This window comes from Nocardia sp. NPDC056064, from assembly GCF_042266925.1.
In the GTDB taxonomy this organism is placed as follows: Bacteria; Actinomycetota; Actinomycetes; order Mycobacteriales; family Mycobacteriaceae; genus Nocardia.
Genome location: NZ_JBHJWO010000002.1, coordinates 123,219 through 145,986, shown reverse-complemented (window position 1 = coordinate 145,986; position 22,768 = coordinate 123,219). Strand labels below are relative to the sequence as shown.

Here is a 22,768-nt window from a genome sequence, read left to right as displayed (position 1 = left end):
CAATCGAGGTAATCAGATGAGTACACAGACCCTGGACGCCCCCGGCGAGACCACCGACGACGCGCCGCGCCCGGACCGCACGCCGGGACGGCAGGTGACCCTCCCGGTGTCGACCCTGCTGACCGGCGCGCTGACCGTCCTCGGTGTGCTCGCCGGTGTGTGCTTCGCCGTGCTGTGGTGGAACGCCCGCGCCGACCTGAACGCCGCCCGGCAGCACGCCGCCGATGTGTCGCGGGCCGAGCGCGTGGCCACCGACTACGCCGTGGGCGCCTCCCGGGTCGACTACCGCGATGTCGACTCCTGGGTCGGCAGGCTCAAGGCGGGCACCTCGACCGAGCTGGCGGCCAAGTTCGACGCCACCGCACCGAAACTCACCGAGATCCTCGTCCCGATGCAGTGGGCCTCGGAGGGTACGGCGGGCAGCGCGAAGGTGGCCTCCGAGTCGGCGGGGGTGTACCAGGTCGACGTATACGTCGACGTGGATTCCACCAGCGCGCAGACCCCCGACAAGACCCGCACCACCGTGCACTACGCGGTCACCGTGGACGCGGGCAACGGCTGGCAGGTCGTCGACGTGGGCGGCGCCGGTGGCGCGCTGCCGCTGAAGTAGCCGTGCGCGTCCATCACCTCGACTGCGGCCCGATGATCGGCGGCCTGGTCGACCACTGCCTGCTGCTCGAGACCGAACACCGGTTGATCCTGGTCGACACCGGTTTCGGCACCGACGATGTCACCGTACCCGCCCGCAGGCTGGGCGCGGCTCGGCACCTGCTGCGCCTGCGCATCGATCACGACACCACCGCCCGTGCGCAGGTCGAGCGGCTCGGCTACCGGGCCGCCGATGTCAGCGACATCGTGCTCACCCACCTCGACTTCGATCACGCCGGTGGTCTCACCGATTTCCCGGACGCGCGTATCCACGTGCACGGTCCCGAGTTACGGGCCGCGCTCGCACCGCACCGGCGGGAACGACCCAGATATCGCCCGGTGCAGTGGGCGCACGGGCCACGCTGGGTCGTCAACGAGGCGGGTGGTTCCGACACCTGGCTGGGCCTCGACGCCGTGCGGGAACTGCCCGGTCTCGGTGACGACATCCTCGTCGTGCCGCTCTACGGGCACACCCGCGGCCACGTGGGCGTCGCCGTGAACACCCCGACGGGCTGGCTGCTGCACGCCGGTGACGCCTTCCTCAACCGCCGCGATCTCGACAGCGCGGTGCGCCGGGTCGCGATGTCGGCCTACGGCGATCCCAGCCCGCGCGCGGCGCTCACCCGCTGGCACAACACCCGCGCCCTGGCTGATCTGGCCCGGCGCGATCCCCGGCTCACCGTGTTCAGTTCCCACGATCCGGTCATGCTGACCACCCTGCGCGAGCGCGCCGCCGGATCGGGTATTCGGGAGATGTGAGGAACAACGGCCCCGGATTCTCGCTTTCGTACAGTGACAGAGACCACGTGGTTCCAGAACAATCATGGTGAGGCCGTGTGTGTTTCGGTGCCCCCGGGCGCCGGGCACAGCGGCGACCGCACACCGGAGCCGATGAGGGTTCCGGGCAGGAAGGACCCGAGATGACCGTCAATGTCGACGTCTACGAAGACTGCGCACCGGTGGAACCGCGGCAGTTCCCGCACCCCACCAGGACACTGCGTCCCGAGGACGATCCGTTCCACACCCCGCCGCGCGGCTGGGAGACGACGGCGCCCGGCACGATCCTGCACCGTCGACCGGTCACCATCGGCGCCTTCGGTCTCGTCCGCCAGCCCTCCTTCACCGCCTGGCAGCTGCTCTACCGCACCAGCGATCTGGACGGACGCCCCGACTCCACCGTGGTCACCGTGCTGGTGCCACCGCGGGCCACCGGCACCCCCGACCGGGTGGTCAGCTTCCAGTGCGCCATCGATGCGGTGTCCTCGCAGTGTTTTCCGTCCTACGCGCTACGCCAGGGGTCCCGCGCGCTCGGCGCGGTACCCCAGTTCGAGCTGTTCCTCATCGGGGCCGCGCTCGAGCGCGGCTGGATCGTCGCGGTGCCCGACCACGAGGGCATGCTCGGCGTGTTCGGCGCGCCCCGCGAACCCGGCTACCGCTCGCTCGACGGCATCAGGGCCACTCTCGGATTCCCCGAACTCGGCCTCGATCCCGACACCCAGGTCGGCCTGTTCGGCTACTCCGGCGGCGGCATGGCCACCTCGTGGACCGCGGAGATGGCCGATTCCTACGCGCCCGAACTCAATATCGTCGGCGCCGCCGCCGGCTCCCCGGTGGGTGACCCGGCCTCCACATTCCTGCGCCTGAACGGCTCGGTGTTCTCCGGCCTGCCCGGGATGGTGGTGGCCGGATTGCGCCGGGTCTCCCCGGCGCTCGACGACGCCCTGAACGAAACCACCACCGCCACCGCGCAACGACGCCTGAACGCGCTCGCCGACCGGACCACGGTGGGCGCGGTGCTGAGCGCGCCGCGGATGGACTGGGATTCGATGATGACGACCCCGCTGGCCGATGTGCTGGCCCGCCCGCAGATCGTCGAACTGTTGCAGAGCCTGCAACTCGGGCTGCACACGCCATCCATGCCGATGCTCGTGGTGCAGAGCGTCGCCGATCCGCTCATCTCGGTCGACGACGTCGACGGTCAGGTGCAGCGTTACCACGCCGCGGGCGCCCACGTCACCTACCTGCGCGATCGCCTCAGCGAACACCTGACCCTGGCGATCTTCGCCGCCCCGCTGATGTACGACTGGCTCGACGACCGCTTCGCCGGGCGTCCGCTTCCGGCGTCAACCACCAGCACCGTCACGACGGTCCTCACCCGTCGCGGCACCCTGCCGGGGCTGTGGCGTTTCCTGCGGGTGTGCCTGCGCATGTTGAGCGGACGCGGCGTCTCCACCTGAGCCGGAAGAGGTCGTCCCGCCCGGGATTCGCCGGGCGGGACGACCACGGTTCAGCGCGTGGGACGCCAGCAGACGCCGAGCAGCACCGCGGCCGACAGCATGCCGAGCCCCACGGTGACGGCCAGCGCGCCCGCCCCGTCGACGGCGAGCCCGAGCAGCCCGTCCAGCGACCAGCGCCCCGGTCCCAGTGCGGCGAGCGCCGCGGCGGTGGCGGCGAGAACCGCGGTGTACTCCCAGCCCTGACCGGGCCGGAAGATGAAGAACCCATTGCCCCGATGCGCGGTGACCAGCGCGACCACCATGGTGGACACCACCGCGGCTGCCGCGAAGGGCGTCAGCAGACCCGCGAGAAGCAGAGCGCCCGCGCCGATCTCGGTGACGGTCGCGAGCACGGCGTGCACCCGGCCGGGCCGCAGCCCGATCGAGGCGAACCAGCCCGCGGTCCCGGCGATCCCGCCGCCGCCCCACGCGTGGTTCACCCCGTGCGCGAGCACGACGGCGCCGACGGTGGCGCGCAGGATCAGGGCGGCGATGTCGACCGAGGTCACGCCGCCTGCTTCTTCGTCTCGACTGCCGCCGACGCCCGCTTCTCGGCGGGCTGCCACCCTGGCGGTGCGAACACGTAGCCGAACCGGTCCCGCCAGCGGGTGGCGGTGCGGACGTCGCGAATGATGTTGCCGTACTCGTGGTATTGCAGCCGCAGCAGGTTGTAGGTGCCGACCGGCGTGGTCAAACCATAGGTGGGCGTGTGCAATTCGCGCTGGAAGGTACCGAACATACGGTCCCAGAGGATCAGGATGCCGCCGTAGTTGCGGTCCAGGTACTCCGGGTCGCTGCCGTGGTGCACGCGGTGGTGCGAGGGCGTGTTGAACACGAATTCGACCGGGCGCCAGAGCGTCCCGATGGTCTCGGTGTGGGTGAAGAACTGGTAGATCAGGTTCAGTGCGAAGGCCACGTAGATGGTCCACGGCGCGAAGCCGAGCAGCGGCAGCGGCGCCCAGAAGATCGCCTCCGACCACGGATTCCACTTCTGCCGCAGCGCGGTGCCCAGATTGAAGTACTCGCTGGAGTGATGGGCCTGGTGCGCGGCCCAGCCGATGCGGACCCGGTGGGAGAACCGGTGATTGCAGTACCAGGCGAAATCGACGACCAGCAGCAGCACCGGCCAGTACCACCACGCCCCGGTCGGCAGATGCCAGGGCGCCAGCTCGGTGTACAGGATCACGAACAACACCAGGGTGAGCGCCTTGAACACCGACATCGCCACGACGGAACCCATCCCCATGCTGATGCTGGTCCGGGTATCGATCGGGGAGTAGGCGCGCGGGGAGTCCTCGGCGTGCGCGTGGCGCAGGCTCACCGCCTCGATCGCGATGAAGACCAGGAAGAACGGGATCGCGTAGAGCAGGGGGTTGTTGATGTGGTCCCAGAACGCGGACAGCATGACCGACTCCTCATATTGACTTCTGGGTAATTTACAAAATAGTCAATTGAGAGTCAACGCGTCTGTAACGAGTTGCCGTGCCGCGCGCATACATCCCATGACAGGTAGTGAGCGAGAACAACGATCGGAGACGGTATGCGAACCTCGGCTCGAGCACTGGCGATGTGTCTGGCGGTCCCCGCGGTCGCGGTGGCACTGACCGGCCTGGCCTCCGGAACGGCGGCCGCCGACCCGGGCTGCCAGGGGTCGATGAACGGGCCGTGGGCGTTCAACGGGCAATGCCAAGGCGAACCGGGCACCTACCGGATCGAGGTCGACTGCCTCGGCTACGACTTCACCACGCTGCCGCCCGCGCTCGGCCAGTACACCCTCCGCCGGGATCTGCCGGTCGGCCAGGCCGCCAGTATCGGCTGCATCGGTCCCGGCTGGGTCAGCGCGGGCTACGGCGTGGGCGGGCGCGTCTTCCGGCTCTGAGACACGCCGGATCAGGGTGTTCCCCGATGTCGCGAGCGCGGCCCCGGGGGACACTGGGGCCAGGAGCCCCGCGAGAGAGGCGCAGCATGAAGCAGCCGAGCACCGCCGAGATCGCCGCCATCTTCGACCGCTACGCCCCGAACTACGACCGCCAGATCGGCTGGTTCGAGCGCGTGGTGCTCGGTGACGCCCGCACCTGGGTCATCGGGCACGCGCGCGGCCGGGTCGTCGAGATCGCCGTCGGCACCGGCCTGAACCTGCCGCACTACGGCACCGATGTCGACCGCGTCACCGGTATCGACCTGTCCCGGCGCATGCTCGACATCGCCCGCCGTCGTGCCACCGCCCTCGGCCTCACCCACGCCGACCTGCGCCAAGGCGACGTCCAGGCCCTGGATCTCCCCGACGACAGCGCCGACACCGTCGTCTCCACCTACACCTTCTGCACCATCCCCGACCCACAGCGCGCCGCCGCCGAAGCCTTCCGCGTCCTGGTCCCCGGCGGCCGCTTCGTCCTGGCCGAACACGGCCCCGCCACCGCCCTCCCCGCCCGCACCCTCCAGCGCCTCCTCCAGCCCCTCTCCCTCCACTTCGGCGCCGACCACCTCCTGCGCAACCCCCTCCACTACCTCACCACGGCCGGCTTCGTCATCGACGAAACCCACCGCACCGGCCGAGCCGGCCTCACCTTCCGAATCCTCGCCCACAAACCCCTCCCGTAGAACGGTGAGGCAGGCATCTATACATGATTCCCTGAATACAGAAATCGATGTACTATTCGGGCATGGATGGTGTGGTGCACGGTGACGCGTTGGCTCGGTTCGGGTATGCGTTGTCGGATTCGACGCGGACCCGGATTCTGTTGAGTCTGCGGTCGGGGCCCGGGTATCCGTCGGAGCTGGCGGAGGTGATCGGGGTGTCGCGGCAGATTCTGTCGAATCATCTGGCGTGCCTGCGCGGTTGTGGGCTCGTCGTGGCGGTGCCCGAGGGGCGGCGCAGCCGGTACGAGCTGGCGGATCCGCGGATCGGGCGGGCGCTCGACGATCTGGTGGGGCTGGTGCTCGCGGTCGATCCGGCGTGCTGTCCGGCCGCCGCGACGCGGGATTGCTGCTGATGGCCGAACTCGGTGTGCCGGTGGTGCTTTCGCAGCGGCGTGCGGTGCTGACCCGGCGGATCCGGCTGCTGGTGGCCGCGACGATCACCTACAACGTGATCGAGGCGATCGTCGCGGTGGGTGAGGGGGCGCGGGTGTCGTCGACCGCGCTGATCGGGTTCGGGCTCGATTCGGTGATCGAGGTGTCCTCGGCGGCAGCGGTGGCCTGGCAGTTCGCCGGTCCGGACCCGCGGGCGCGAGAGAAGATCGCGCTGCGGGTCATCGCGTTCTCGTTCTACGCGCTGGCCGCCTACGTCACCGTCGACGCGGTCCGCGCGTTGTTCGGGCTGGGGGAGGCCGGGCACTCGCCGGTCGGGATCGCCGTGGCCGCGGTCAGTCTGGCGGTCATGCCGGTGCTGTCGGCGGCCCAGCGCCGGGCGGGCCGCGAGCTCGGGTCCGCCTCGGCGGTGGCCGACTCGAAACAGACCCTGCTGTGCACGTACCTGTCCGCCGTGGTCCTGGTGGGCCTGCTGCTCAATTCGCTGTTCGGCTGGAGCTGGGCCGACCCGATCGCCGCTCTCGTGATCGCGGTGATCGCCGTCAAGGAGGGCCGTGCCGCCTGGCGCGGTGACTCCTGCTGCGCGGCAACGCCCTCGGCCGTCGCGGACGACGACTGCTGCGCGAAATAGGCGTCGGCCACGGGACCGATCCCGTGGCCGACGGACCGGTTTCAGTGCCCCCGCGCGATCCAGTCGGCGAGTGCGGGTTTCTCGGTGCCGATGGTGGTCGTGTCACCGTGGCCGGTGTGCACGACGGTCTCCTCCGGCAGCGCGAACAGGCGGTCGCGGATGGAGTCGATGATGGTGCCGAAATCCGAGAAGGAGCGGCCGGTGGCGCCGGGACCACCGGCGAAGAGGGTGTCGCCGGTGAACAGCGCGCCCAGTTCGGGCAGGTGCAGGGAGACCGAGCCGGGGGAGTGGCCGGGGGTGTGCAGGATGTCGATGTCGGTGCCCGCCACCGTGATCCGGTCGACGCCGTCGAGGGAGCGGTAGGTGGCGGTGGGGTGGGTCATCCGCCACAAGGGCTCGTCACCGGGATGTAGCAGGACGGGGGCATCGAGCCGCTCGGACAGTTCGGGGGCGACGGTCACGTGGTCGTTGTGACCGTGCGTGCACAGAATCGCGCTCACCCGCCGGTTGCCCACGGCCGCGGCGATGGCGTCGGCGTCGTGGGCGGCGTCGACGACGAGCACTTCCTCGTCGTCACCGATGAGCCAGACATTGTTGTCGACGTCCCACGTCCCGCCGTCGAGAGCGAAGGTGCCGGAGGTGACCACCCGGTCGATGCGCGCACTCACCAGACCACCACCGAGCGCAGCACCTTGCCCGCGCCCATCGCGGCGAAAGCCTGTTCGACATCGTCGATCCCGATGCGCTCGGTGACGAACCGGTCCAGTGGCAGCCTGCCCTGGCGGTGCAGGTCGATCAGCATCGGGAAGTCGCGCTCGGGCAGGCAGTCGCCGTACCAGGACGACTTGAGCGACCCGCCGTGCGAGAACAGGTCGATCAGCGGCATGTCCAGCGTCATCTCCGGGGTCGGCACGCCGACCAGCACGACGGTGCCCGCGAGGTCGCGGCCGTAGAAGGCCTGCTTCCAGGTCTCGGGCCTGCCCACCGCGTCGATCACCACGTCGGCGCCGAAGCCGCCGGTGAGGTCCTTGATCTGCTCGACCACGTCGCCCTGGGTGGCGTCGATGGTGTGGGTGGCGCCGAAGTCCCTGGCCCAGTCGAGCTTTCGCGCGTCGCGGTCGATCGCGATGATGGTGCCCGCGCCCGCCAGGTGCGCGCCGGCGATCGCCGCGTCGCCCACGCCGCCGCAGCCGATCACCGCGACGCTGTCGCCGCGCGAGACCGCGCCGGTGTTCATCGCGGCACCGATGCCCGCCATCACACCGCACCCGAGCAGCCCGGCCACGGCCGGATCGGTCTCGGGGTCGACCTTGGTGCACTGCTTTTCGTGCACGAGGGTCTTGTCGGCGAAGGCGCCGACGCCCAGGGCGGGGGTGAGCGGGGTGCCGTCGGTGAGCGTCATCGGGACGCTCGCGTTGTGGGTGTCGAAGCAGTACCACGGCCTGCCGCGGCGACAGGCCCGGCATTCGCCGCAGACCGCGCGCCAGTTCAGCACCACGTAGTCGCCCACGGCGACATGGGTGACGGCGTCACCGACCGTCTCCACCACCCCGGCCGCCTCGTGCCCGAGCAGGAACGGGAACTCGTCGTTGATCCCGCCCTCGCGGTAGTGCAGGTCGGTGTGGCACACCCCGCACGCCTGCACCCGCACCACCACATCGTGCGGACCGGGATCGGGAATCACGATGTCGACCGTTTCGACCGGCGCGTTCTCGGCGCGGGCGATGACTCCGCGAACGGTGTCGGGCATGCGGACCTCCTCAGTATTCGTCGTCGGAGCCAACGCTAGCCGGTCGGCCCGCCCGGGACCGCCGGGATCGGCGTTCGGTCCGGCGAGCCATAGACGGCGTCGATGGCACCCATCGGCGTTGCGTCCTGGACGCACGGCCAGGACATGGGCACGGTGGAGGAGACCCGGACGAGGAGATCGACATGAACATTCGTGGCACCCGCGTAGCCGTGGTGGCCCTGGCGGCACTCGCGATCGGCGCGGCGGCCTGCTCGGCCGACCCCGCGGCCCCGCCTGCCGCGACCTCCCTCGAGCCCGCCGCGGCGACCTCTGGCCAAGCCGCAGCGACCCCGGGACCTGGCGAGACCGGCCCGGCGCCCACCCGCCCGGTCGATCACCGCCTCGACGCCGACCTCTACACGGCGGCGGTCGACAACGACGACGCCGCCGTCCGCGACCTGCTCGCCCGCGGCGCCGACCCGGAAGCGCGCGGCGACCACGACCGCACCCCACTCGTCGCCGCGACGAAGAACCGGTCCACCGCCGCCGCGCTGGCGCTCATCGAGGCAGGCGCCGACGTGAACGCGAAGGACGACCTCCAGGATTCGGCCTACCTCTACGCCGGTGCCGAAGGTTACGACGAGATCCTCGCCGCCACCCTGACCCACGGCGCCGACCTGCGCAGCGTCAACCGCTACGGCGGCACCGCGCTCATTCCCGCGAGCGAGCACGGCCACGTCGATACCGTCCGCATGCTGCTCGCGGCGGGTGTGGACGTGAACCACGTGAACACCCCGCGCTGGACCGCTTTGCAGGAGGCGATCGTCTACGGCGACGGCTCCCAGCGCTACCAGGAGACGGTGCGCGCCCTGCTCGAGGCGGGCGCCGACCCGCTGATCCGGGACGCGGAGGGCCGCACGGCCGTGCAGAACGCCGAGCGCCTCGGCCAGGACGCGATCGTCGCCCTGCTGCGCTGATATCAGCTCGGCCGCAGCTCTATTCGTGCGGGCCGATCCGGTCGAGGACGGCACCGATCACCAGGCACGAGCTGTCGACCACGTCGCCCAGTGGCGCGCGGTAGCCGTCGAGGACCCATTTCTGCGCGATGATCAGGATCGCGCCGACCAGCCCGTAAAGGACGGTACGCACGCTCGCCGCGGGGTGCTCGGCGACGTCGACGTGCGGGGTGATCAGCGCCAGGCAGATGTCGACCAGCGCGTCGAGGACCTCGTGATAGGCCCGGTCGACCGCCGGACTCACGCCCAGGATCTCGAAGAACGCGATCCGCGGCACCCGGGGGTCGTCGTGGATGAGCTGGAAGTATGCCGTGAGCCCGACCCGCACCTGGGTGTCGAGGTCGGCCCCGGGATCGGCCAGGCCCTGATGGAGCGCCTCGAGCATCCGCGCGGTGACATCGCGATACACCTCGAGCAGCAGATCCTCGCTGTCGGTGAAGGATTCGTAGAAGTAGCGCTTGCCGACCCCGGCATTGCCGCAGATCGTGGTCACCGTGGTGTTGCGGTAGCCCTCGGTGCCGAAGGCGTCGGTGGCCGCCTCGACCAGGCGGGCGCGGCGCTGCTGCTGACGTTGCCCGGGAGCGGCGCCCCGGTACCGGCGACCGTCGAGATCGCGATCGGCCACTGTCACATCGTCGATTCTGGCAGGCGATGCGGACGGTGTGGCGGCTGGCGCCGAGGGGAAGTGGCCGAGAACATGTTCTTGCGATCGTACGTGACGCAGGCTACGTTACTTTCCGGTACGGGAACGTCGTGGTTCCCGATGGTGGAGGGCTGAGACCGAAGCATGATCAACAATCGTGGGCGGCTGGCTGCGTTGATCGCATCCGTCGTCGTATTCGCGGGTGCGGTGGCATCTGCCCCGGTGGGGCAGGCCACGCCGGCCGGTGACGGGCTCGACGCGCAGTTCGTCGCCACCCACAACGGGCCGCAGCAATACCCGAATGTGTTCATCGAATGGGACGTCCCCATCACGATGAGCGACGGAACGGTATTGAAAGCCAACGTCTATCACCCGGCCGGTGCGGATGGTCAGCCGATCACCGAGCCGACGCCGACCATCGTCAACATGACGCCTTACACCAAGCTGGTGTCCAATATCGCCGACTCGGCGCTGGCGGTGCCCGGCCTGTCCGAGGTGCTGCTGCCGATCCTGCAGAACCTGGACTTCTCGGCGTTCGGTTTCAGCAGCCTCAGCGACATGATGAACGCGCTGCCCGGCGGCGCCGCCCGCACCTTCGGCGTGGACCGCAATCTGATCCGCGGCGGCTACACCCAGATCGTGGTCGACGTGCGCGGCACCGGGTTCTCCCAGGGCACCTGGCAGGTATTCGGCGAGCGCGAGCAGCTCGACGGTGTCGAGGTGGTCGACTGGGCCGCCGCGCAGGGCTGGTCCAACGGCAAGATCGGCATGAGCGGCATCTCCTACTCGGGGATCAACCAGCTCCAGACCGCGCAGCGGCATCCCGAGGCGTTGAAGGCGATCTTCCCGATCGTGCCCGGCAGCGACCTGATCCGCGATGTCGCCGCCCCCGGTGGCGCGCTCGGCATCGGGTTCATCCCGGTCTGGCTGCTGGCCGTCGACGGCACCAAGCTGCTACCGGACCTGGTCTCGATCTTCAGCGGCAAGTTCGACTGGACCTGGCTCGGTGACCGCCTCCGCGACCCGTTCACCTTCTTCAATGTGCTGATCGCGGCGCTGACCACGCCGAGCATCGACCAGATCCCGCCGGAGATGGCCACGATTCTCGATGACCATAGCCCGCTGCGCACCGCCTGGGTGGGACAGCCCGACCAGGTGCAGGTGCCGACCTTCCTCTACGGCGGCTGGCACGACATCTTCACCTACTCCACCCCGCGCATCTACAACGCGGTGAACGTGCCCGCCGAGCAGAAGAAGCTGATCATGGGCGACGTCTACCACGTGACCGTCAGCTCGGGGCTGGGCCAGCCGGGGGCGCCCGCGCCGCTCGAGTCGCTGCAGCGCGCCTGGTTCGACAAGTGGCTCAAGGGCATCGACAACGGCATCGACCGCTACGACCCGGTCACCCTGTGGCAGCAGGGCAGCGACCAGTGGACCCGCGACGTCGCCTTCCCGCGTCCCGGCATGGACTACCGCCGCATGTACCTCGATCCCGCGTCGTCGGGAACGGCTCCGGGCGCGCGGTTCGACGGCAGCCTGGTCACCGCACCCGGTGGGGCCCAGCGGGTCTCGGTGGACCCGAGCCTGACCACGATCTGCTCCCGCGACGCCGCCCAGGGCACGGCGGGGCTCGTCCCGCTGCCGGACATCTGCGCCAAGGACGCCCGGATCAGCGAGGGCGCCGCGCTGACCTTCACCACCGCCCCGGTGACCCAGCCGACCCGCGTCTCCGGCGAGATCGCCGCGCATCTGAACACCGTGCTCGACGCCACCGACGGGTACTGGACGGTGACGGTCAACGACGTCGCTCCCGACGGCACCTCCACGGTCTGGTCGCAGGGTCAGCTGATGGCGTCGTTGCGTGCGGTCGACGAATCCAAGTCGCGGCGCTCGCCCAGCGGCGATTACACCGACCCGTACCCGTACCTCACCCTGGACACCCGCCAGCCGGTCGTCCCCGGTGAACCGACCACCCTCGACATCGGTATCCGCGCCACCGACGGCCTGCTCCAGCCGGGCCATCGGCTCCGCGTCGACGTCTTCGCGGGCAACTTCCCGAGCGGAATCCCGTTGCGGCCGTTGCTGAACGAGAGTGGCCTGCGCACCCAGCACCTGGAGCTGGACCCGGCCCGCCCGAGCTGGATCAACATCCCGCTGGACACCGATCCCGGCTGGTGACATCCGTCCACCGCACCCCGCCTCGCCTGGTCGAGGCGGGGTGCGGTGCCTTCGGGGCGGCTCGCCCGGCGGCGGTGGGGGTCGCGCCGCCCGCGCCCCTGGCACACTGGCGTGATGGCGACATCGGGCCGGGTGGTGGCGCGGATCGGCCCGGCGGTCGCGGCTGCCGGGCGATGGGTGCGCAGCGCGCCGGGAACGTATCTGTGGCTGGCCGCCCTGGCGGTGACCACGCTGATCATCACCCGGCTGCCGCCGGAGGAGGCCAGGGCCTGGCTCGGGCACCGCTCGACCAATCTGCACCATCTGGCCGAGGACCCGATCCGGGTGCTGATCGGCAGTGCCTTCTGGACCGACGGCGGCGGCTGGTTCGGCTACGCGGTGCTGTTCACGCTCTTCCACGCCAATGCCGAACGCTGGCTGGGCACGCTGCGCTGGCTGGTGGTGGCCGCGGTCGCGCACGTCGGGGCGACCTATCTCAGCCAGGGCGTGCTGCTGTGGGCGATCCGGCACGGGCACGCGCCGGAGCGGGCGATGTTCACCCTCGACGTCGGGGTCAGCTACGCGCTGGCCGGCGTCGCCGCGGTGCTCGCCTACCGGCTGGTGTGGCCGTGGCGGCTGGGGTACCTGCTCGTGCTGGCGGCGGTGGTGATCCCGCCGATCTTCGTCAACCGGACCTTCACCGATATCGGGCACGCGGGCGCGGCGGCGATCGGCCTGGCCTGCTACCCGCTCACGCGCGGTCGCGACCGCCGCTGGGACCCCGCCGAAATGCTGCGCGGCCGGAAAACCGCAGCAAAATAGGTGTTACCTCGAATACTACATAGATGTATCATTGGCCTACCGCAAAGACCGGCGCACCGATGCGCCACGGCGCCCGAGGGTGCTGTGCGGGGAGGACGAGGAGTACCGATGAAGCTACTTCGCCGGGCAGCACCGCGCCCGGAGACGGACCCGGGCCAGGTCGCACTGCACGCCCGCAACGTGCGCTTCGACTGGTCGGACGTGGCACTGCAATGGATGCCCGACGAGCCGATCGCCGGACATCTGATCTGCGCGCTCAACATGCTGCTGCCCGAGGGCGAGCGCATGTTCATCGCCACCTATCGCGAGGCATTGCCCTACGTCAAGGACGAGAAGCTGCGCGAGGACATGCTCGGCTTCATCGGGCAGGAATCGATGCACGCGGAGACCCACGAGAAGGTCCTGCACGACGTCTTCACGGCCAACGACATCGACAGCGCGCCCTATGTGCGCCAGATGGAATACCTGTTCCGCAAGACACTGGGCCCGCGCGGCGGCGACGACCGCGCCGCCCGCCAGATGCTGGTCGAACGGCTCGCCTTCATCGCCTGTCTCGAGCACTTCTTCGCCTGGCTGGGTGACTGGGTGATCAACGCCGACCTGGAGAAGTTCGGCGCCGACCCGAACATGGCCGACCTGTTCCGCTGGCACGGCGCCGAAGAGGTCGAGCACCGCAATGTCGCCCATGACGTGGCCGAGTACTTCGGCGTCGGTTACGCGCGGCGCTGCGCGTCGATGACGCTGGTCTTCCCGATCTTCATCGCCCTGCTGGTGCGTGGCGCGCGTTTCCTGGTGCATCAGGACCCGAAGCTGCCCGACTACGGCTATCTGCGGCTGATCGCCGGGGTGTTCGCCGCGATGTGGCGGGGCGCGCTGCCGGGTATCCCGTCGCTGCTGCGCAGCGCGCTGTCGACCTTCCAGCCCGGCTACAGCCCGGAGACCGTCGGTTCGACCGCCCAGGCGGTGGCCTATCTGGCCAGTTCGCCCGCGGCCCGCGCGGCGGCCTCGTGACGACCCGCGACATCCCCCAGGCGCTGCCCGGCGACCTCTACGGCAAGCATCGCCACGACCCGGGCACCCGGTTCCTCGACGCCGTCGCCACGGCCCGGCTGCGCTGGAGCGCGCTGGCCAACCGTCGCGATCTGCGCACCCGGGTGGACGACCGCCGCTTCCCTGTGGTGGTCACCGAACGCCGCGTCGAGGCGCACGACCAGGACGTGGTGAGCCTGCGCCTGGCCGCCCCCGACGGCCGGGTGCTGCCGCGCTGGCGCCCCGGCGCCCACCTGGACCTGGAACTGCCCTCGGGCAGGCTGCGCCAGTACTCGCTGTGCGGCGACCCGGCCGACGAGCGCGCCTACCGCATCGCGGTGCGCCGCATCCCGAACGGGGGCGGCGGCTCGAACGAGGTGCACGACGAACTCCCGGTCGGCAGCCGGTTCGTGGTGCGCGGCCCGCGCAACGCCTTCCCGTTCGCGGTGCCCGGCCACGGCTCGCCCGCCCAGCGGCTGCACTTCGTGGCCGGTGGCATCGGCATCACGCCGATCCTGCCGATGGCCCGGCTCGCGCATCGCCTGGATCTGCCGTGGACGATGGTCTACAGCGGCCGCAGCCGCGACACCATCCCGTTCCTGGACGAGTTGGAGAGCTTCGGCCCGCGCGTCACCGTGCGCACCGACGACGAACACGGCCTGCCCACGGCGGCGGATCTGCTGCCCGGCGTCGGCGCGGGCACCGCGGTCTATGCCTGCGGGCCCACCCCGATGACCTCGGCCGTCGTCGCGGCCGTGCGCGACCTGCCCCGGGTGGAACTGCACTTCGAGCGGTTCTCGCCGCCGCCGGTGGTGAACGGCACCGCCTTCGAGGTCGAATTCGCCTCCACCGGCCAGGTGATCACGGTCCCGGCCGACAAGACCGTGCTCGACGCCGTCCTGGCCGAACGCCCCGACCAGCCCTACTCGTGCAGGCAGGGTTTCTGCCGCACCTGCGTGGTGCGGGTGTGCGCGGGCGAGCCCGACCATCGCGAGTCCGTACTCTCCGATGACGAACACGCCGCGGGCGCCATGCTCGCGTGCGTATCCCGTTCCCACGGTGAGCGTTTGGTGCTCGACCTGTGAGTTCGCTTCCTGGACAAGGAGTCCGACAGCCCATGACGATCGACAGCCCCCAGGCCGCCAACCAGCGCACCGTCCGCAGCGGCGATTTCGACATCGCCGTGTTCGAATACGGTGACCCCGCCGCCGACACCGTGGTGCTCGTGCACGGCTGGCCCGACACCCACCACCTGTGGGACCGGGTGATCCCGCTGCTCGCCGAGCGCTTCCACGTGGTCGCCTACGACACCCGCGGCCACGGCGCCTCCACCCGCACCCAGCGCACCGAGGACTTCCGCCTCGACGAACTCGCCCGCGACTTCTACGCCGTGCTCGACGCGGTGAGCCCCGACCGTCCCGCGCACGTACTGGCCCACGACTGGGGTTCGGTGCAGGTGTGGGAAGCGGTGTGCGAGCCGCAGGCCGCCGAGCGGGTCGCCTCGTTCACCTCGGTCTCCGGCCCTAACCTCGACCACCTGGCCAGCTGGGTGCGCGACCGGCTGTCGCGGCCCAGCCCGCGCAACATCTGGCAGCCGATGACCCAGCTCGCGTCCTCGGCCTACACCTTCTTCTTCATGACCCCCGGCCTGCCGCGCGCCACCTTCAACACCATCGGCACCGAGAAGGTCTGGCAGCGCGCGGTGTCGCTGATGAACGACACCCCCACCGCGAACGTGAAGCTGGGCCCCACCTTCCGCCGCGACATGGTCGACGGCCTGCTCATCTACCGCGCCAATATCGTCCAGCGCATGCTCGCCCCGCGCGAGCGCCGCACCCGGGTGCCCGTGCAGCTGATCGTCGCCGGTCGTGACGTGGCCGTGCGCCCCGCCGGGTATGACGACTCGGCCAAGTGGACCGACCGGCTGTGGCGTCGCGACGTGCCCGCCGGGCACTGGATGCCGTTCTCGCACCCGGAACTGCTGGCCACCGCCACCACCGAGCTGATCGACGCGCTCGACGGCGCGCCGATCGCGCGCGGACTGGCCAGGGCCGAAGTCGGCCGCAGCCGAAGGGAATTCGAGCACAAGCTGGTGATCGTCACCGGTGCGGGCAGCGGTATCGGCCGGGAGACCGCGCTGGCGTTCGCGCGCCTGGGCGCCGAGCTGGTGGTCTCCGATGTCAACGAGCTGGCGGCCAAGCAGACCGCCGAGCTCGTCGCGGCCGAGGGCGGCGTCGCCCACTCCTACGCGCTGGACGTGTCCAGCGAGGACGCGGTGCGCGCGCACGCCGATATCGTGATCGCCGCGCACGGCGTGCCCGATGTGCTGATCAACAATGCCGGCGTCGGCCAGGCGGGCGGCTTCCTGGACACCCCGTCCGAGGAGTTCGACCGCGTGCTGCGGATCAACCTGGGCGGTGTGGTCAACGGCTGCCGGGCCTTCGGTGCCGCCATGGCCGACCGCGGCCTCGGCGGGCACATCGTGAACCTGTCCAGCATGGCCGCCTACAGCCCGCAGCGCGATATGAGCGCCTACGCCACCAGCAAGTCGGCGGTGTTCATGTTCTCCGACTGCCTGCGCGCCGAACTGGCCGACCGCGGCATCTCCGTCTCGACGGTGTGCCCCGGCATCGTGCACACCAATATCGTTGCCACCACCCGCATCTCGGGTGTCTCGGCGGCGGAGGAGGCGGCCGCGCAGCAGAAGTTCGACAAGCTCTACGAGCGGCGCGGCTACACCCCCGACCGGGTCGCCGCGCAGATCGTCAAGGCGGTGCGCGACGGTCGTGAGATCGTGCCCGTGACGCCGGAATCGTGGCTGCAGTACCGGATCAACCGGCTCGCGCCCGGCGCCGTCCGCTTCGCCGCGCGCCGGATGAAGCTGGTCTAGGGTCCGCTCACGCCCGGCTCGAGGCGCCGCTGCACGGCGTCGACGAGCCGGGCGTCCACACCCCACGGCTCGGCCACACCGACCCGCCGGTCCAGATCCCACAGCACGCACTGCTCGTCCGGTTTCGCCACCATCGACCAGGCGACCACGGTGCGGCCGAGCTGATCGATCATCGACCCGTGTTCCGGGGCGGCCTCGCCGACCCCCTCGGGGAAATGGTGCAGGAACCGCCCGTAGGCCTCGTCGCAGAAGCGCGCGTAGAGCCGCGTGCACAGGATCAGCCCGTGCCAGGCCTCGTCGACGGCGTGCGAGGGCATGCCGATGACCTGGTCGTCGCGCATGGCGGCACCACAGCACCGCAACCATTGCCGCAGACCGGTTTCCACCAGGTCGCGGGGCTGCCAGGGGCAGGTCTTGAAGATCGCGTCGGGCAGCCGTAGGTCGGCCACGACGCGGTCGACGGTGGCCGGATCGGCCCGTCGACGGCCGAGACGGGGGATCGAGAGCGCCATAAGCCCACTGTAAGCGGCGTCGGTTAGCCTGCGGGCATGGTGCTGCTGATCGTGCTCTTGTTCTTCGCCGTGATGATCGGCGCGGTGGTGTTCGTCATCGTGAAGGTGGTCTCCACGGCGACCCGTCCGCCCACGGGTCCGTTCGATCCGCGCTGGACGGCGGGCTCGTCGAGCACCTACTACGGGTACACCGATTCCTCGTCGGGCCAGCCGTGGACCCACCACAGCGGCCCCGACTATCCGGATTCCGGCTCGCACAGCGGCTGCGGGGGCGGCAGCAGCTGTGGTGGCGGCAGCAGTAGCAGCTGTGGCGGAGGAAGCAGCAGCAGCTGTGGTGGCGGCGGTAGCAGTTGCGGTGGCGGTTCCTGACGGTGTGATCCACACCGCACCGTCCTTGACCTGAACCTCACTTCAGGTTCCATGCTGGAACGCATCCGAGAACACCACGAAGGAGTCGCGATGCGTGCCGTACAGGTCAAGGAATTCGGTGGTCCCGAAGTGCTCGAGGTGCGGGAAGTGCCGGTGCCGCAACCGGATTCGGGGGAGGTACGTGTCGACGTCGAGGTCGCCGACGTGATGTTCCTCGACACCCGGCTGCGCAGCGGCTGGGGGCTGGACTTCTTCGCGCTGAACCTGCCGTATGTGCCCGGCGGGGCGGTCGGTGGCGTGGTGGACGCGGTCGGCGCCGGGGTCGATCCCGGGTGGGTCGGCAAGCGGGTGGTCAGCCAGACCGCGGCCAGCGGTATCGGTGGCGGCGTCCCCACCGGCGGCTATGCCGAGCACGCCCTGGCCAAGGCCGAGACGCTGGTCGAGATCGCCGACGGGCTGAGCACCGAGCAGGCCGTCGCCCTGGCCCACGACGGCCGCACCGCACTCGCGCTCTTCGATCGCGCGGCGGTCACACCCGATACGTGGGTGCTCGTCACCGCCGCGGCCGGCGGGCTCGGCACCCTGCTCACCCAGCTCTGCGTCGCGGCCGGGGCGAAGGTCGTCGCCGCCGCGCGCGGGACCGACAAGCTGGCGCTCGCCACCCGTCTCGGCGCGAGCGCGGTGGTCGACTACTCCGAGCAGGGCTGGGCCGAGCGGGTCCGCGAGATCACCGGCGGGGGAGCGCGGATCGTGTTCGACGGTGCGGGCGGGTCGCTCGGTGCCGCCGCGCTCAGGGCCACCGCCGATGCCGGTCTGTTCCTCGGATACGGTTCCGCGGCAGGCGGTTTTGTCGAGACCGGCGCCGAAACCGCTGTGGCCAGGGGGGTTACCGTGCTCGGCCTGTTCGATGTGGTCGGCGGCCCGATCGATTGGTCGGCTCTCGCGCGCCGCGCTCAAGCCGAGGTCGTGGCCGGACGTCTCGAAGTGATTGTCGGCCAGACCTTCCCGATCGACCGTGTTCGCGATGCGCATACTTCCATCGAGAACCGTTCCGCACTCGGTCGCACACTCTTGACGATCGCCGCGCGATTGTAACTTGTTCAGCGCTGCAAGGGAATACGCGTTAAGTTCATAGTGTGCAGGGAATAATTGTCATCGCAGTCATTGCTGCTGTTCTGTTGCTGGTGGTCGCCGTGATCAAAGTCGCCAGCAACCCGGGGGGTTCCATCGAGCGTCGCGACCGTGCTCTACGCGCACGATCTCAGCGTCAGACGGCCGACAGGGCTTGACCCGCACCTACCACACCCACCACCTCCACCCATCACCACCAGCGACCGGGCCGTCGCATCGTCCCAGGACAGCCCGGCCCGGTCGCCCCGACCACCCCGCACAACTGGTCAACCCCACACCCCACCGGGTACCATCCGACACGCCCGCGGACACCCGCGGCCAGGGGCGGTAGCTCAGTCGGTTAGAGCCGCGGACTCATAATCCGCTGGTCGTGGGTTCGAGCCCCACCCGCCCCACATTCCCCTATTTCACTCCGGCGCCGGAATCCGCCTTCCGAGCGAAACCATCCGGTTCCAGAATTTCTTTTCTTCCGGCCCACCCACGGATCGAATTGTTGTCCCGGAAGGTGCGCTTATCGGTATGAATCAGCACACCTTCCGGACCGCCTCGCTATCGGATTCCGAAGTTCAGTGGACCAGGGGTCCACATGGCCGAGCGGTCGAGGGTGACGGTGTCGAGCCGGGCCGGGCCCGCGGTGGGGGCGTAGGGAACCAGGCGGTGGATCTCGCCCCAGTTGCGCTTCCAGTCGTCGCGCAGGTAGGAGGGCAGAACCTCGGCGCGCGTGAGCAGTTCGGTGTAGCCGAGGGGGCCACCGGAGGAGTGGCTCTGCCAATTACTGGTCATGATCGCGGCGGAGAATTCGGGCAGGATGCGGTACTCGGGGATCTCGGCGACGCCGTGCCGGTGCCGCATGGGTTGCTGGCAGGGGAATTGCAGGCCGACGAGCCAGTCCAGCAGGACCGGGCGGGTGTGGCCGACCAGGTCGTCGAGGGTGCGCAGCGCGGGGACACGTGGCGGGGTGATCGCCACCCACTGTTCGGCCTCGGAGCTGTCCACGGTGGCGACCAGGCGCACCGCGTCGGCCTGGGCGGGCAGCTGCCCCAAGGGGACTCGCAGATTGCGCCAGGACGGCTGCAGGACGCTGACATCGTCGGGAACGACGCTGCCGAGCGGCTGGACCTCACCCGCGGTGGCGCTGCCGTACTCGACCTGCACGCGCTGCCCGGGAACCGGCAGACCGTCGAGGTCGGTCGAGGCGATACGCCCCGCGGCCGCGATCGCGAGGATCTCCCCGCGACTGCCGCCCGCGTCCGGGGCCGGCAACCGGTACCAGCCGGAGACGAGCGTCTTGGTGACACCGGGACTGCCGTAGCTGCCCAGCACCGGCGTCGTCGCCGGGTTCAGGCCGAACGGGAGCGGGATCGAGCTGCCGTTGATGCCGCGGGCGCCGGAACCGTCCGGCCCACCACCGTCGGCCGAACCCGACTTGGTGGTCGTGCCCGCGCTGCCGAGCGACTGACCGACCGACGCGGCGGCGGCATCGGAGGCATCGGGGGTCAGATCGTTGGTGTTGACACCGTCGGGTGTGAAGCCGCTGGTCTGCGCTCCGAGCGCCGTCGCAGGGTCACCGGACAGCGGTGTCAGCATTCCGGCGTTCGGATCCGGTTCCACGAGCACATCGTTCGCCAGTCCACACGGCTCGCCCGCCAGCGCCGACAGGTTCGACTTCGCCAGTGAATAGGCCGGGTACTGGTCGATGCCCGCCTTGACGAACGAGGCCACCTCGAAGGCCACCACCAGCGCCATCGCGAGCGTGAGGACCGGCACCCGGCGCCGTGTCCGATGTTCGGCCCGGCGGAACGGTTCCCGGACATGCAGGAATCCCGCCACAGCCAGCAGCAGCACGGCGACACCGAGCAGCGCGGTTCCCGCACCGATCCCGTTGACCGAGATCGGCTTGTCCCACCAGGGAATTCCGTAACTGGCCACATACCACCAGCTGTTGGAACTGGTGAACGACAGCGCCAGCACCGCGAAGACGGCGGCCGCGAACAGCGCACGGTTACGCGGTGAGCGCACGATCCGTGGCCCGGCGGCCACCGCCGCCACCACCGCGACCGCACCGGCCAGACCGGCGAACACACCCATGTGGTGGGTGAATTTGGTGGGGGACAGGGCCATCAGCGGAATCGTCGCGATCGTGGTGCCCAGTATGCGGCGGGTGGGCCCGGCCGCCAGACCCGGAATCCGGCCACCGTGGCGCAGCAGCGCCAGAATCGAGACCGCCAGCGTCAGGAACATCATCAGCATGGCGAACCGCCGCGCCATCGACCCGTCCGGCCCGGCCTGGAACAGCGATTGGTAGACGAGAGTCTCGTCGTACCAGGGCATGTTCGGGCCGACCACGCGATGCGCGTCGCTCATCGCAGTGACCTCGGCGATCGGCTGGCCGGCGAACACGATCGCCAGCACCGACAACCCCACCGCCGCGGTGGGGGCGAGCACCGCGAGATAGCCCACCCGCCTGGCCCGCTCGACGATGATCTGCACGAGTGGGCGCGCGCCGGCCAGCAGCGCGGCGAAGCAGATCAGTCCGGCGGGGTTGGTGACCACGGCCAGCGCGGCCGGGATCAGGGCGACCGCGGCCGGGGCGAGCCGCCGCGTCGCCAGGGCGCGCTCCATCGACACCCACACCAGCAGCACGCCCAGCGCCACCGCGGGCTCGGGCCGCAGCCCGTTGTTGTAGGGCAGCCAGAAGGCCAGCAGCATGAGGCCGCCCGCCCAGATCGCCGCCTTCTCGCGCCGGGCGGCGATGCCCAGCCGCGGCACGACCTCGCGGCTGATCAGCAGCCAGCACACGATGCCGAACAGCAGTTCGGGCAGCCGCACCACGATGCTCGCGGTGGAGATCTGCGACAACCACCCGATCACGAGGTCGTAGGGAATTCCGATCGGCGTTTCGGGGACACCGAAATAGGCGAAATAATTGGCGAGATAGCCCGCGTGTCCGGCGGTTCGGGCCATGCCGAGGATATAGCCGTCGTCGGCGGTCCCGGCACCGATGAAATACCAGAGGATCAAGGTGCCGATGACGACGCCATCGATCCATCGCGGGCGCCACCACCGGCGCGGCAGCACGCGGCGGTTGCCGCGTCCGTCCAGGCAATCCAGCCGATGCAGCGCGAACAGCGCCACCGCGGCGGCGACGAGAACGCCGATGATGGCGAGGGTTTTGAGGACCGTCGGGGTGGTGGTGAATCGTGAGTCGATCTCCACCCGTGCTCGCATGCCCTCGGGCGCGGGACCGATCAGATCGGTGAACAGGCCGATCAATTGCGGCCTCGAATCACCTGCCACCACGACCGGATCGGTGCCGTCGAGCGTCACGGTGGTGCGCTCGGCGGTCGACGAGATGGCGAGCGCGCCCGCCCGGGGCAGGTCGGCGACAGGGGTGTCCACCAGCGTCTTGTCGCGCAGGACCACCTGCAGGCGGCCGCCGTCGGCCGGTGACACGAGCACGTTCAGCCCGTAGTGCCAGGCCTGGCCGGACGCGGGCGGCACGGTCGCCAGCAGATACCCGCCCTCCGGCGCCGACCCGGTGATCGCCCCGACCGGAATCGTGGCCTCGATCCCGACCGGGGAATACGACACCAACGGCGCCGTCATACTTTCCGCCCGGCCACCCTCCGGCCACGAGAACGACGCCTGTTGCTGCTGCACCGGGAGCAATGGCACCGCGACCGCGAGTAGCGCTCCGAGAATTCCGGCGACAATGGCGACAATTCGCCAGAAGCGGTCAGGCCGCTGTTTCTCGTCCCGGGAATCCAGAGATCGATCGTCGGACGGCCGCCGTCGGCTCAGCACCAAGGTCACGATTTTCGATACTAACCACGGTGTTCGGAACGCGCACCGGCCGATTTCCCTGAGCACCAGCGGAGTTCGACG

22 protein-coding genes and 1 tRNA gene are annotated in these 22,768 nt (G+C 70.0%); 16 read left to right on the top strand and 7 right to left on the bottom strand.

Annotation, left to right across the window (positions count from 1 at the left end; genetic code table 11):
* Window positions 1–16 precede the first annotated feature (16 nt).
* From ACFC06_RS24520 to ACFC06_RS24510, 3 genes are all read left to right on the top strand, one after another.
* On the top strand, window positions 17–610 hold the full coding sequence (locus tag ACFC06_RS24520) for a hypothetical protein (RefSeq protein WP_375936166.1): 594 nt from the start codon (window positions 17–19) through the stop codon (window positions 608–610).
* Window positions 611–612: 2 nt separating this feature from the next.
* The gene (locus ACFC06_RS24515) at window positions 613–1,407 is read left to right on the top strand and encodes an MBL fold metallo-hydrolase (RefSeq protein WP_375936163.1); all 795 of its coding nucleotides are present in this window, start codon (window positions 613–615) and stop codon (window positions 1,405–1,407) included.
* Window positions 1,408–1,568: 161 nt separating this feature from the next.
* Complete coding sequence (locus tag ACFC06_RS24510) at window positions 1,569–2,885, top strand: lipase family protein (protein ID WP_375936160.1); 1,317 nt, start codon at window positions 1,569–1,571, stop codon at window positions 2,883–2,885.
* A gap of 50 nt (window positions 2,886–2,935) precedes the next feature.
* Here the strand turns inward: ACFC06_RS24510 and ACFC06_RS24505 are convergent, their stop codons facing one another.
* Window positions 2,936–3,433, bottom strand: a complete 498-nt coding sequence (locus ACFC06_RS24505) for a DoxX family protein (protein ID WP_375936157.1) — start codon at window positions 3,431–3,433, stop codon at window positions 2,936–2,938.
* The gene (locus ACFC06_RS24500; RefSeq protein ID WP_375936154.1) at window positions 3,430–4,329 is read right to left on the bottom strand and encodes a sterol desaturase family protein; all 900 of its coding nucleotides are present in this window, start codon (window positions 4,327–4,329) and stop codon (window positions 3,430–3,432) included. Before ACFC06_RS24500 ends, ACFC06_RS24505 begins: the two co-directional genes overlap by 4 nt.
* A gap of 135 nt (window positions 4,330–4,464) precedes the next feature.
* On the opposite strand from ACFC06_RS24500, the gene ACFC06_RS24495 reads away from it, so the two are divergent.
* The 4 genes from ACFC06_RS24495 to ACFC06_RS24480 all read left to right on the top strand — a co-directional run bounded on the left by ACFC06_RS24495 (window position 4,465) and on the right by ACFC06_RS24480 (window position 6,585).
* A complete protein-coding gene (locus tag ACFC06_RS24495) occupies window positions 4,465–4,803 on the top strand; it encodes a hypothetical protein (protein ID WP_375936151.1) in 339 nt (112 codons plus the stop codon).
* Between the two features lie 86 nt (window positions 4,804–4,889).
* Entirely contained in the window at window positions 4,890–5,525 is a 636-nt protein-coding gene (locus ACFC06_RS24490; RefSeq protein WP_375936149.1) for a class I SAM-dependent methyltransferase, read from the top strand.
* A gap of 62 nt (window positions 5,526–5,587) precedes the next feature.
* Window positions 5,588–5,917, top strand: a complete 330-nt coding sequence (locus ACFC06_RS24485; protein ID WP_375936146.1) for an ArsR/SmtB family transcription factor — start codon at window positions 5,588–5,590, stop codon at window positions 5,915–5,917.
* On the top strand, window positions 5,917–6,585 hold the full coding sequence (locus ACFC06_RS24480) for a cation transporter (protein WP_375937302.1): 669 nt from the start codon (window positions 5,917–5,919) through the stop codon (window positions 6,583–6,585). Before ACFC06_RS24485 ends, ACFC06_RS24480 begins: the two co-directional genes overlap by 1 nt.
* A 41-nt stretch (window positions 6,586–6,626) precedes the next feature.
* Here ACFC06_RS24480 and ACFC06_RS24475 read toward each other — a convergent pair whose 3' ends face one another.
* Together ACFC06_RS24475 and ACFC06_RS24470 are read right to left on the bottom strand one after the other, a co-directional pair.
* Window positions 6,627–7,253, bottom strand: a complete 627-nt coding sequence (locus ACFC06_RS24475; protein WP_375936143.1) for an MBL fold metallo-hydrolase — start codon at window positions 7,251–7,253, stop codon at window positions 6,627–6,629.
* Window positions 7,250–8,335: an S-(hydroxymethyl)mycothiol dehydrogenase gene (locus ACFC06_RS24470; protein ID WP_375936140.1), complete on the bottom strand. Its 1,086-nt coding sequence runs from the start codon at window positions 8,333–8,335 to the stop codon at window positions 7,250–7,252. Before ACFC06_RS24470 ends, ACFC06_RS24475 begins: the two co-directional genes overlap by 4 nt.
* A 182-nt stretch (window positions 8,336–8,517) precedes the next feature.
* Here ACFC06_RS24470 and ACFC06_RS24465 point away from each other — a divergent pair, with 182 nt between their 5' ends.
* The gene (locus tag ACFC06_RS24465; protein WP_375936137.1) at window positions 8,518–9,291 is read left to right on the top strand and encodes an ankyrin repeat domain-containing protein; all 774 of its coding nucleotides are present in this window, start codon (window positions 8,518–8,520) and stop codon (window positions 9,289–9,291) included.
* Between the two features lie 19 nt (window positions 9,292–9,310).
* On the opposite strand, the gene ACFC06_RS24460 is transcribed toward ACFC06_RS24465, so the two are convergent.
* Window positions 9,311–9,961 carry a TetR/AcrR family transcriptional regulator gene (locus ACFC06_RS24460; RefSeq protein ID WP_375936134.1) on the bottom strand — a complete coding sequence of 217 codons (651 nt, stop codon included), beginning with the start codon at window positions 9,959–9,961 and terminating at the stop codon, window positions 9,311–9,313.
* Window positions 9,962–10,117: 156 nt separating this feature from the next.
* Between ACFC06_RS24460 and ACFC06_RS24455 the strand changes: the two genes are divergently transcribed.
* From ACFC06_RS24455 to ACFC06_RS24435, 5 genes are all read left to right on the top strand, one after another.
* Entirely contained in the window at window positions 10,118–12,151 is a 2,034-nt protein-coding gene (locus ACFC06_RS24455; protein WP_375936131.1) for a CocE/NonD family hydrolase, read from the top strand.
* 114 nt (window positions 12,152–12,265) lie between these two features.
* Entirely contained in the window at window positions 12,266–12,952 is a 687-nt protein-coding gene (locus ACFC06_RS24450; RefSeq protein WP_375936128.1) for a rhomboid-like protein, read from the top strand.
* 108 nt (window positions 12,953–13,060) lie between these two features.
* Window positions 13,061–13,963, top strand: coding sequence for a metal-dependent hydrolase (locus ACFC06_RS24445; RefSeq protein ID WP_375936125.1), 903 nt, complete (start codon window positions 13,061–13,063; stop codon window positions 13,961–13,963).
* On the top strand, window positions 13,960–15,066 hold the full coding sequence (locus ACFC06_RS24440; protein ID WP_375936122.1) for a PDR/VanB family oxidoreductase: 1,107 nt from the start codon (window positions 13,960–13,962) through the stop codon (window positions 15,064–15,066). The genes ACFC06_RS24445 and ACFC06_RS24440 overlap by 4 nt, the downstream gene beginning before the upstream one ends.
* A 32-nt stretch (window positions 15,067–15,098) precedes the next feature.
* Window positions 15,099–16,871, top strand: coding sequence for an SDR family oxidoreductase (locus ACFC06_RS24435; protein WP_375936119.1), 1,773 nt, complete (start codon window positions 15,099–15,101; stop codon window positions 16,869–16,871).
* Here the strand turns inward: ACFC06_RS24435 and ACFC06_RS24430 are convergent.
* Window positions 16,868–17,383, bottom strand: coding sequence for a hypothetical protein (locus tag ACFC06_RS24430; RefSeq protein WP_375936116.1), 516 nt, complete (start codon window positions 17,381–17,383; stop codon window positions 16,868–16,870). The genes ACFC06_RS24435 and ACFC06_RS24430 overlap by 4 nt on opposite strands.
* Window positions 17,384–17,419: 36 nt before the next feature.
* Here ACFC06_RS24430 and ACFC06_RS24425 point away from each other — a divergent pair, with 36 nt between their 5' ends.
* From ACFC06_RS24425 to ACFC06_RS24415, 3 genes are all read left to right on the top strand, one after another.
* Window positions 17,420–17,752, top strand: a complete 333-nt coding sequence (locus ACFC06_RS24425; protein WP_375936113.1) for a hypothetical protein — start codon at window positions 17,420–17,422, stop codon at window positions 17,750–17,752.
* A 90-nt stretch (window positions 17,753–17,842) separates the two neighbouring features.
* A complete protein-coding gene (locus ACFC06_RS24420; protein WP_375936110.1) occupies window positions 17,843–18,847 on the top strand; it encodes a zinc-binding dehydrogenase in 1,005 nt (334 codons plus the stop codon).
* 357 nt (window positions 18,848–19,204) lie between these two features.
* Window positions 19,205–19,278 (top strand) — tRNA-Ile (locus ACFC06_RS24415).
* Window positions 19,279–19,432: 154 nt separating this feature from the next.
* Here the strand turns inward: ACFC06_RS24415 and ACFC06_RS24410 are convergent.
* The gene (locus ACFC06_RS24410) at window positions 19,433–22,687 is read right to left on the bottom strand and encodes an arabinosyltransferase domain-containing protein (protein ID WP_375937299.1); all 3,255 of its coding nucleotides are present in this window, start codon (window positions 22,685–22,687) and stop codon (window positions 19,433–19,435) included.
* Between the last annotated feature and the right edge of the window lie 81 nt (window positions 22,688–22,768).

What these genes read in the sequence shown, in the direction of transcription:
- ACFC06_RS24520 (WP_375936166.1), top strand. Translation starts at nt 17, where the DNA reads ATGAGTACACAGACCCTGGACGCCCCCGGCGAGACCACCGACGACGCG.
- ACFC06_RS24510 (WP_375936160.1), top strand. Translation starts at nt 1,569, where the DNA reads ATGACCGTCAATGTCGACGTCTACGAAGACTGCGCACCGGTGGAACCG.
- ACFC06_RS24500 (WP_375936154.1), bottom strand. Translation starts at nt 4,329, where the DNA reads ATGCTGTCCGCGTTCTGGGACCACATCAACAACCCCCTGCTCTACGCG.
- ACFC06_RS24495 (WP_375936151.1), top strand. Translation starts at nt 4,465, where the DNA reads ATGCGAACCTCGGCTCGAGCACTGGCGATGTGTCTGGCGGTCCCCGCG.
- ACFC06_RS24490 (WP_375936149.1), top strand. Translation starts at nt 4,890, where the DNA reads ATGAAGCAGCCGAGCACCGCCGAGATCGCCGCCATCTTCGACCGCTAC.
- ACFC06_RS24485 (WP_375936146.1), top strand. Translation starts at nt 5,588, where the DNA reads ATGGATGGTGTGGTGCACGGTGACGCGTTGGCTCGGTTCGGGTATGCG.
- ACFC06_RS24480 (WP_375937302.1), top strand. Translation starts at nt 5,917, where the DNA reads ATGGCCGAACTCGGTGTGCCGGTGGTGCTTTCGCAGCGGCGTGCGGTG.
- ACFC06_RS24470 (WP_375936140.1), bottom strand. Translation starts at nt 8,335, where the DNA reads ATGCCCGACACCGTTCGCGGAGTCATCGCCCGCGCCGAGAACGCGCCG.
- ACFC06_RS24465 (WP_375936137.1), top strand. Translation starts at nt 8,518, where the DNA reads ATGAACATTCGTGGCACCCGCGTAGCCGTGGTGGCCCTGGCGGCACTC.
- ACFC06_RS24455 (WP_375936131.1), top strand. Translation starts at nt 10,118, where the DNA reads ATGATCAACAATCGTGGGCGGCTGGCTGCGTTGATCGCATCCGTCGTC.
- ACFC06_RS24450 (WP_375936128.1), top strand. Translation starts at nt 12,266, where the DNA reads ATGGCGACATCGGGCCGGGTGGTGGCGCGGATCGGCCCGGCGGTCGCG.
- ACFC06_RS24445 (WP_375936125.1), top strand. Translation starts at nt 13,061, where the DNA reads ATGAAGCTACTTCGCCGGGCAGCACCGCGCCCGGAGACGGACCCGGGC.
- ACFC06_RS24435 (WP_375936119.1), top strand. Translation starts at nt 15,099, where the DNA reads ATGACGATCGACAGCCCCCAGGCCGCCAACCAGCGCACCGTCCGCAGC.
- ACFC06_RS24430 (WP_375936116.1), bottom strand. Translation starts at nt 17,383, where the DNA reads ATGGCGCTCTCGATCCCCCGTCTCGGCCGTCGACGGGCCGATCCGGCC.
- ACFC06_RS24425 (WP_375936113.1), top strand. Translation starts at nt 17,420, where the DNA reads ATGGTGCTGCTGATCGTGCTCTTGTTCTTCGCCGTGATGATCGGCGCG.
- ACFC06_RS24420 (WP_375936110.1), top strand. Translation starts at nt 17,843, where the DNA reads ATGCGTGCCGTACAGGTCAAGGAATTCGGTGGTCCCGAAGTGCTCGAG.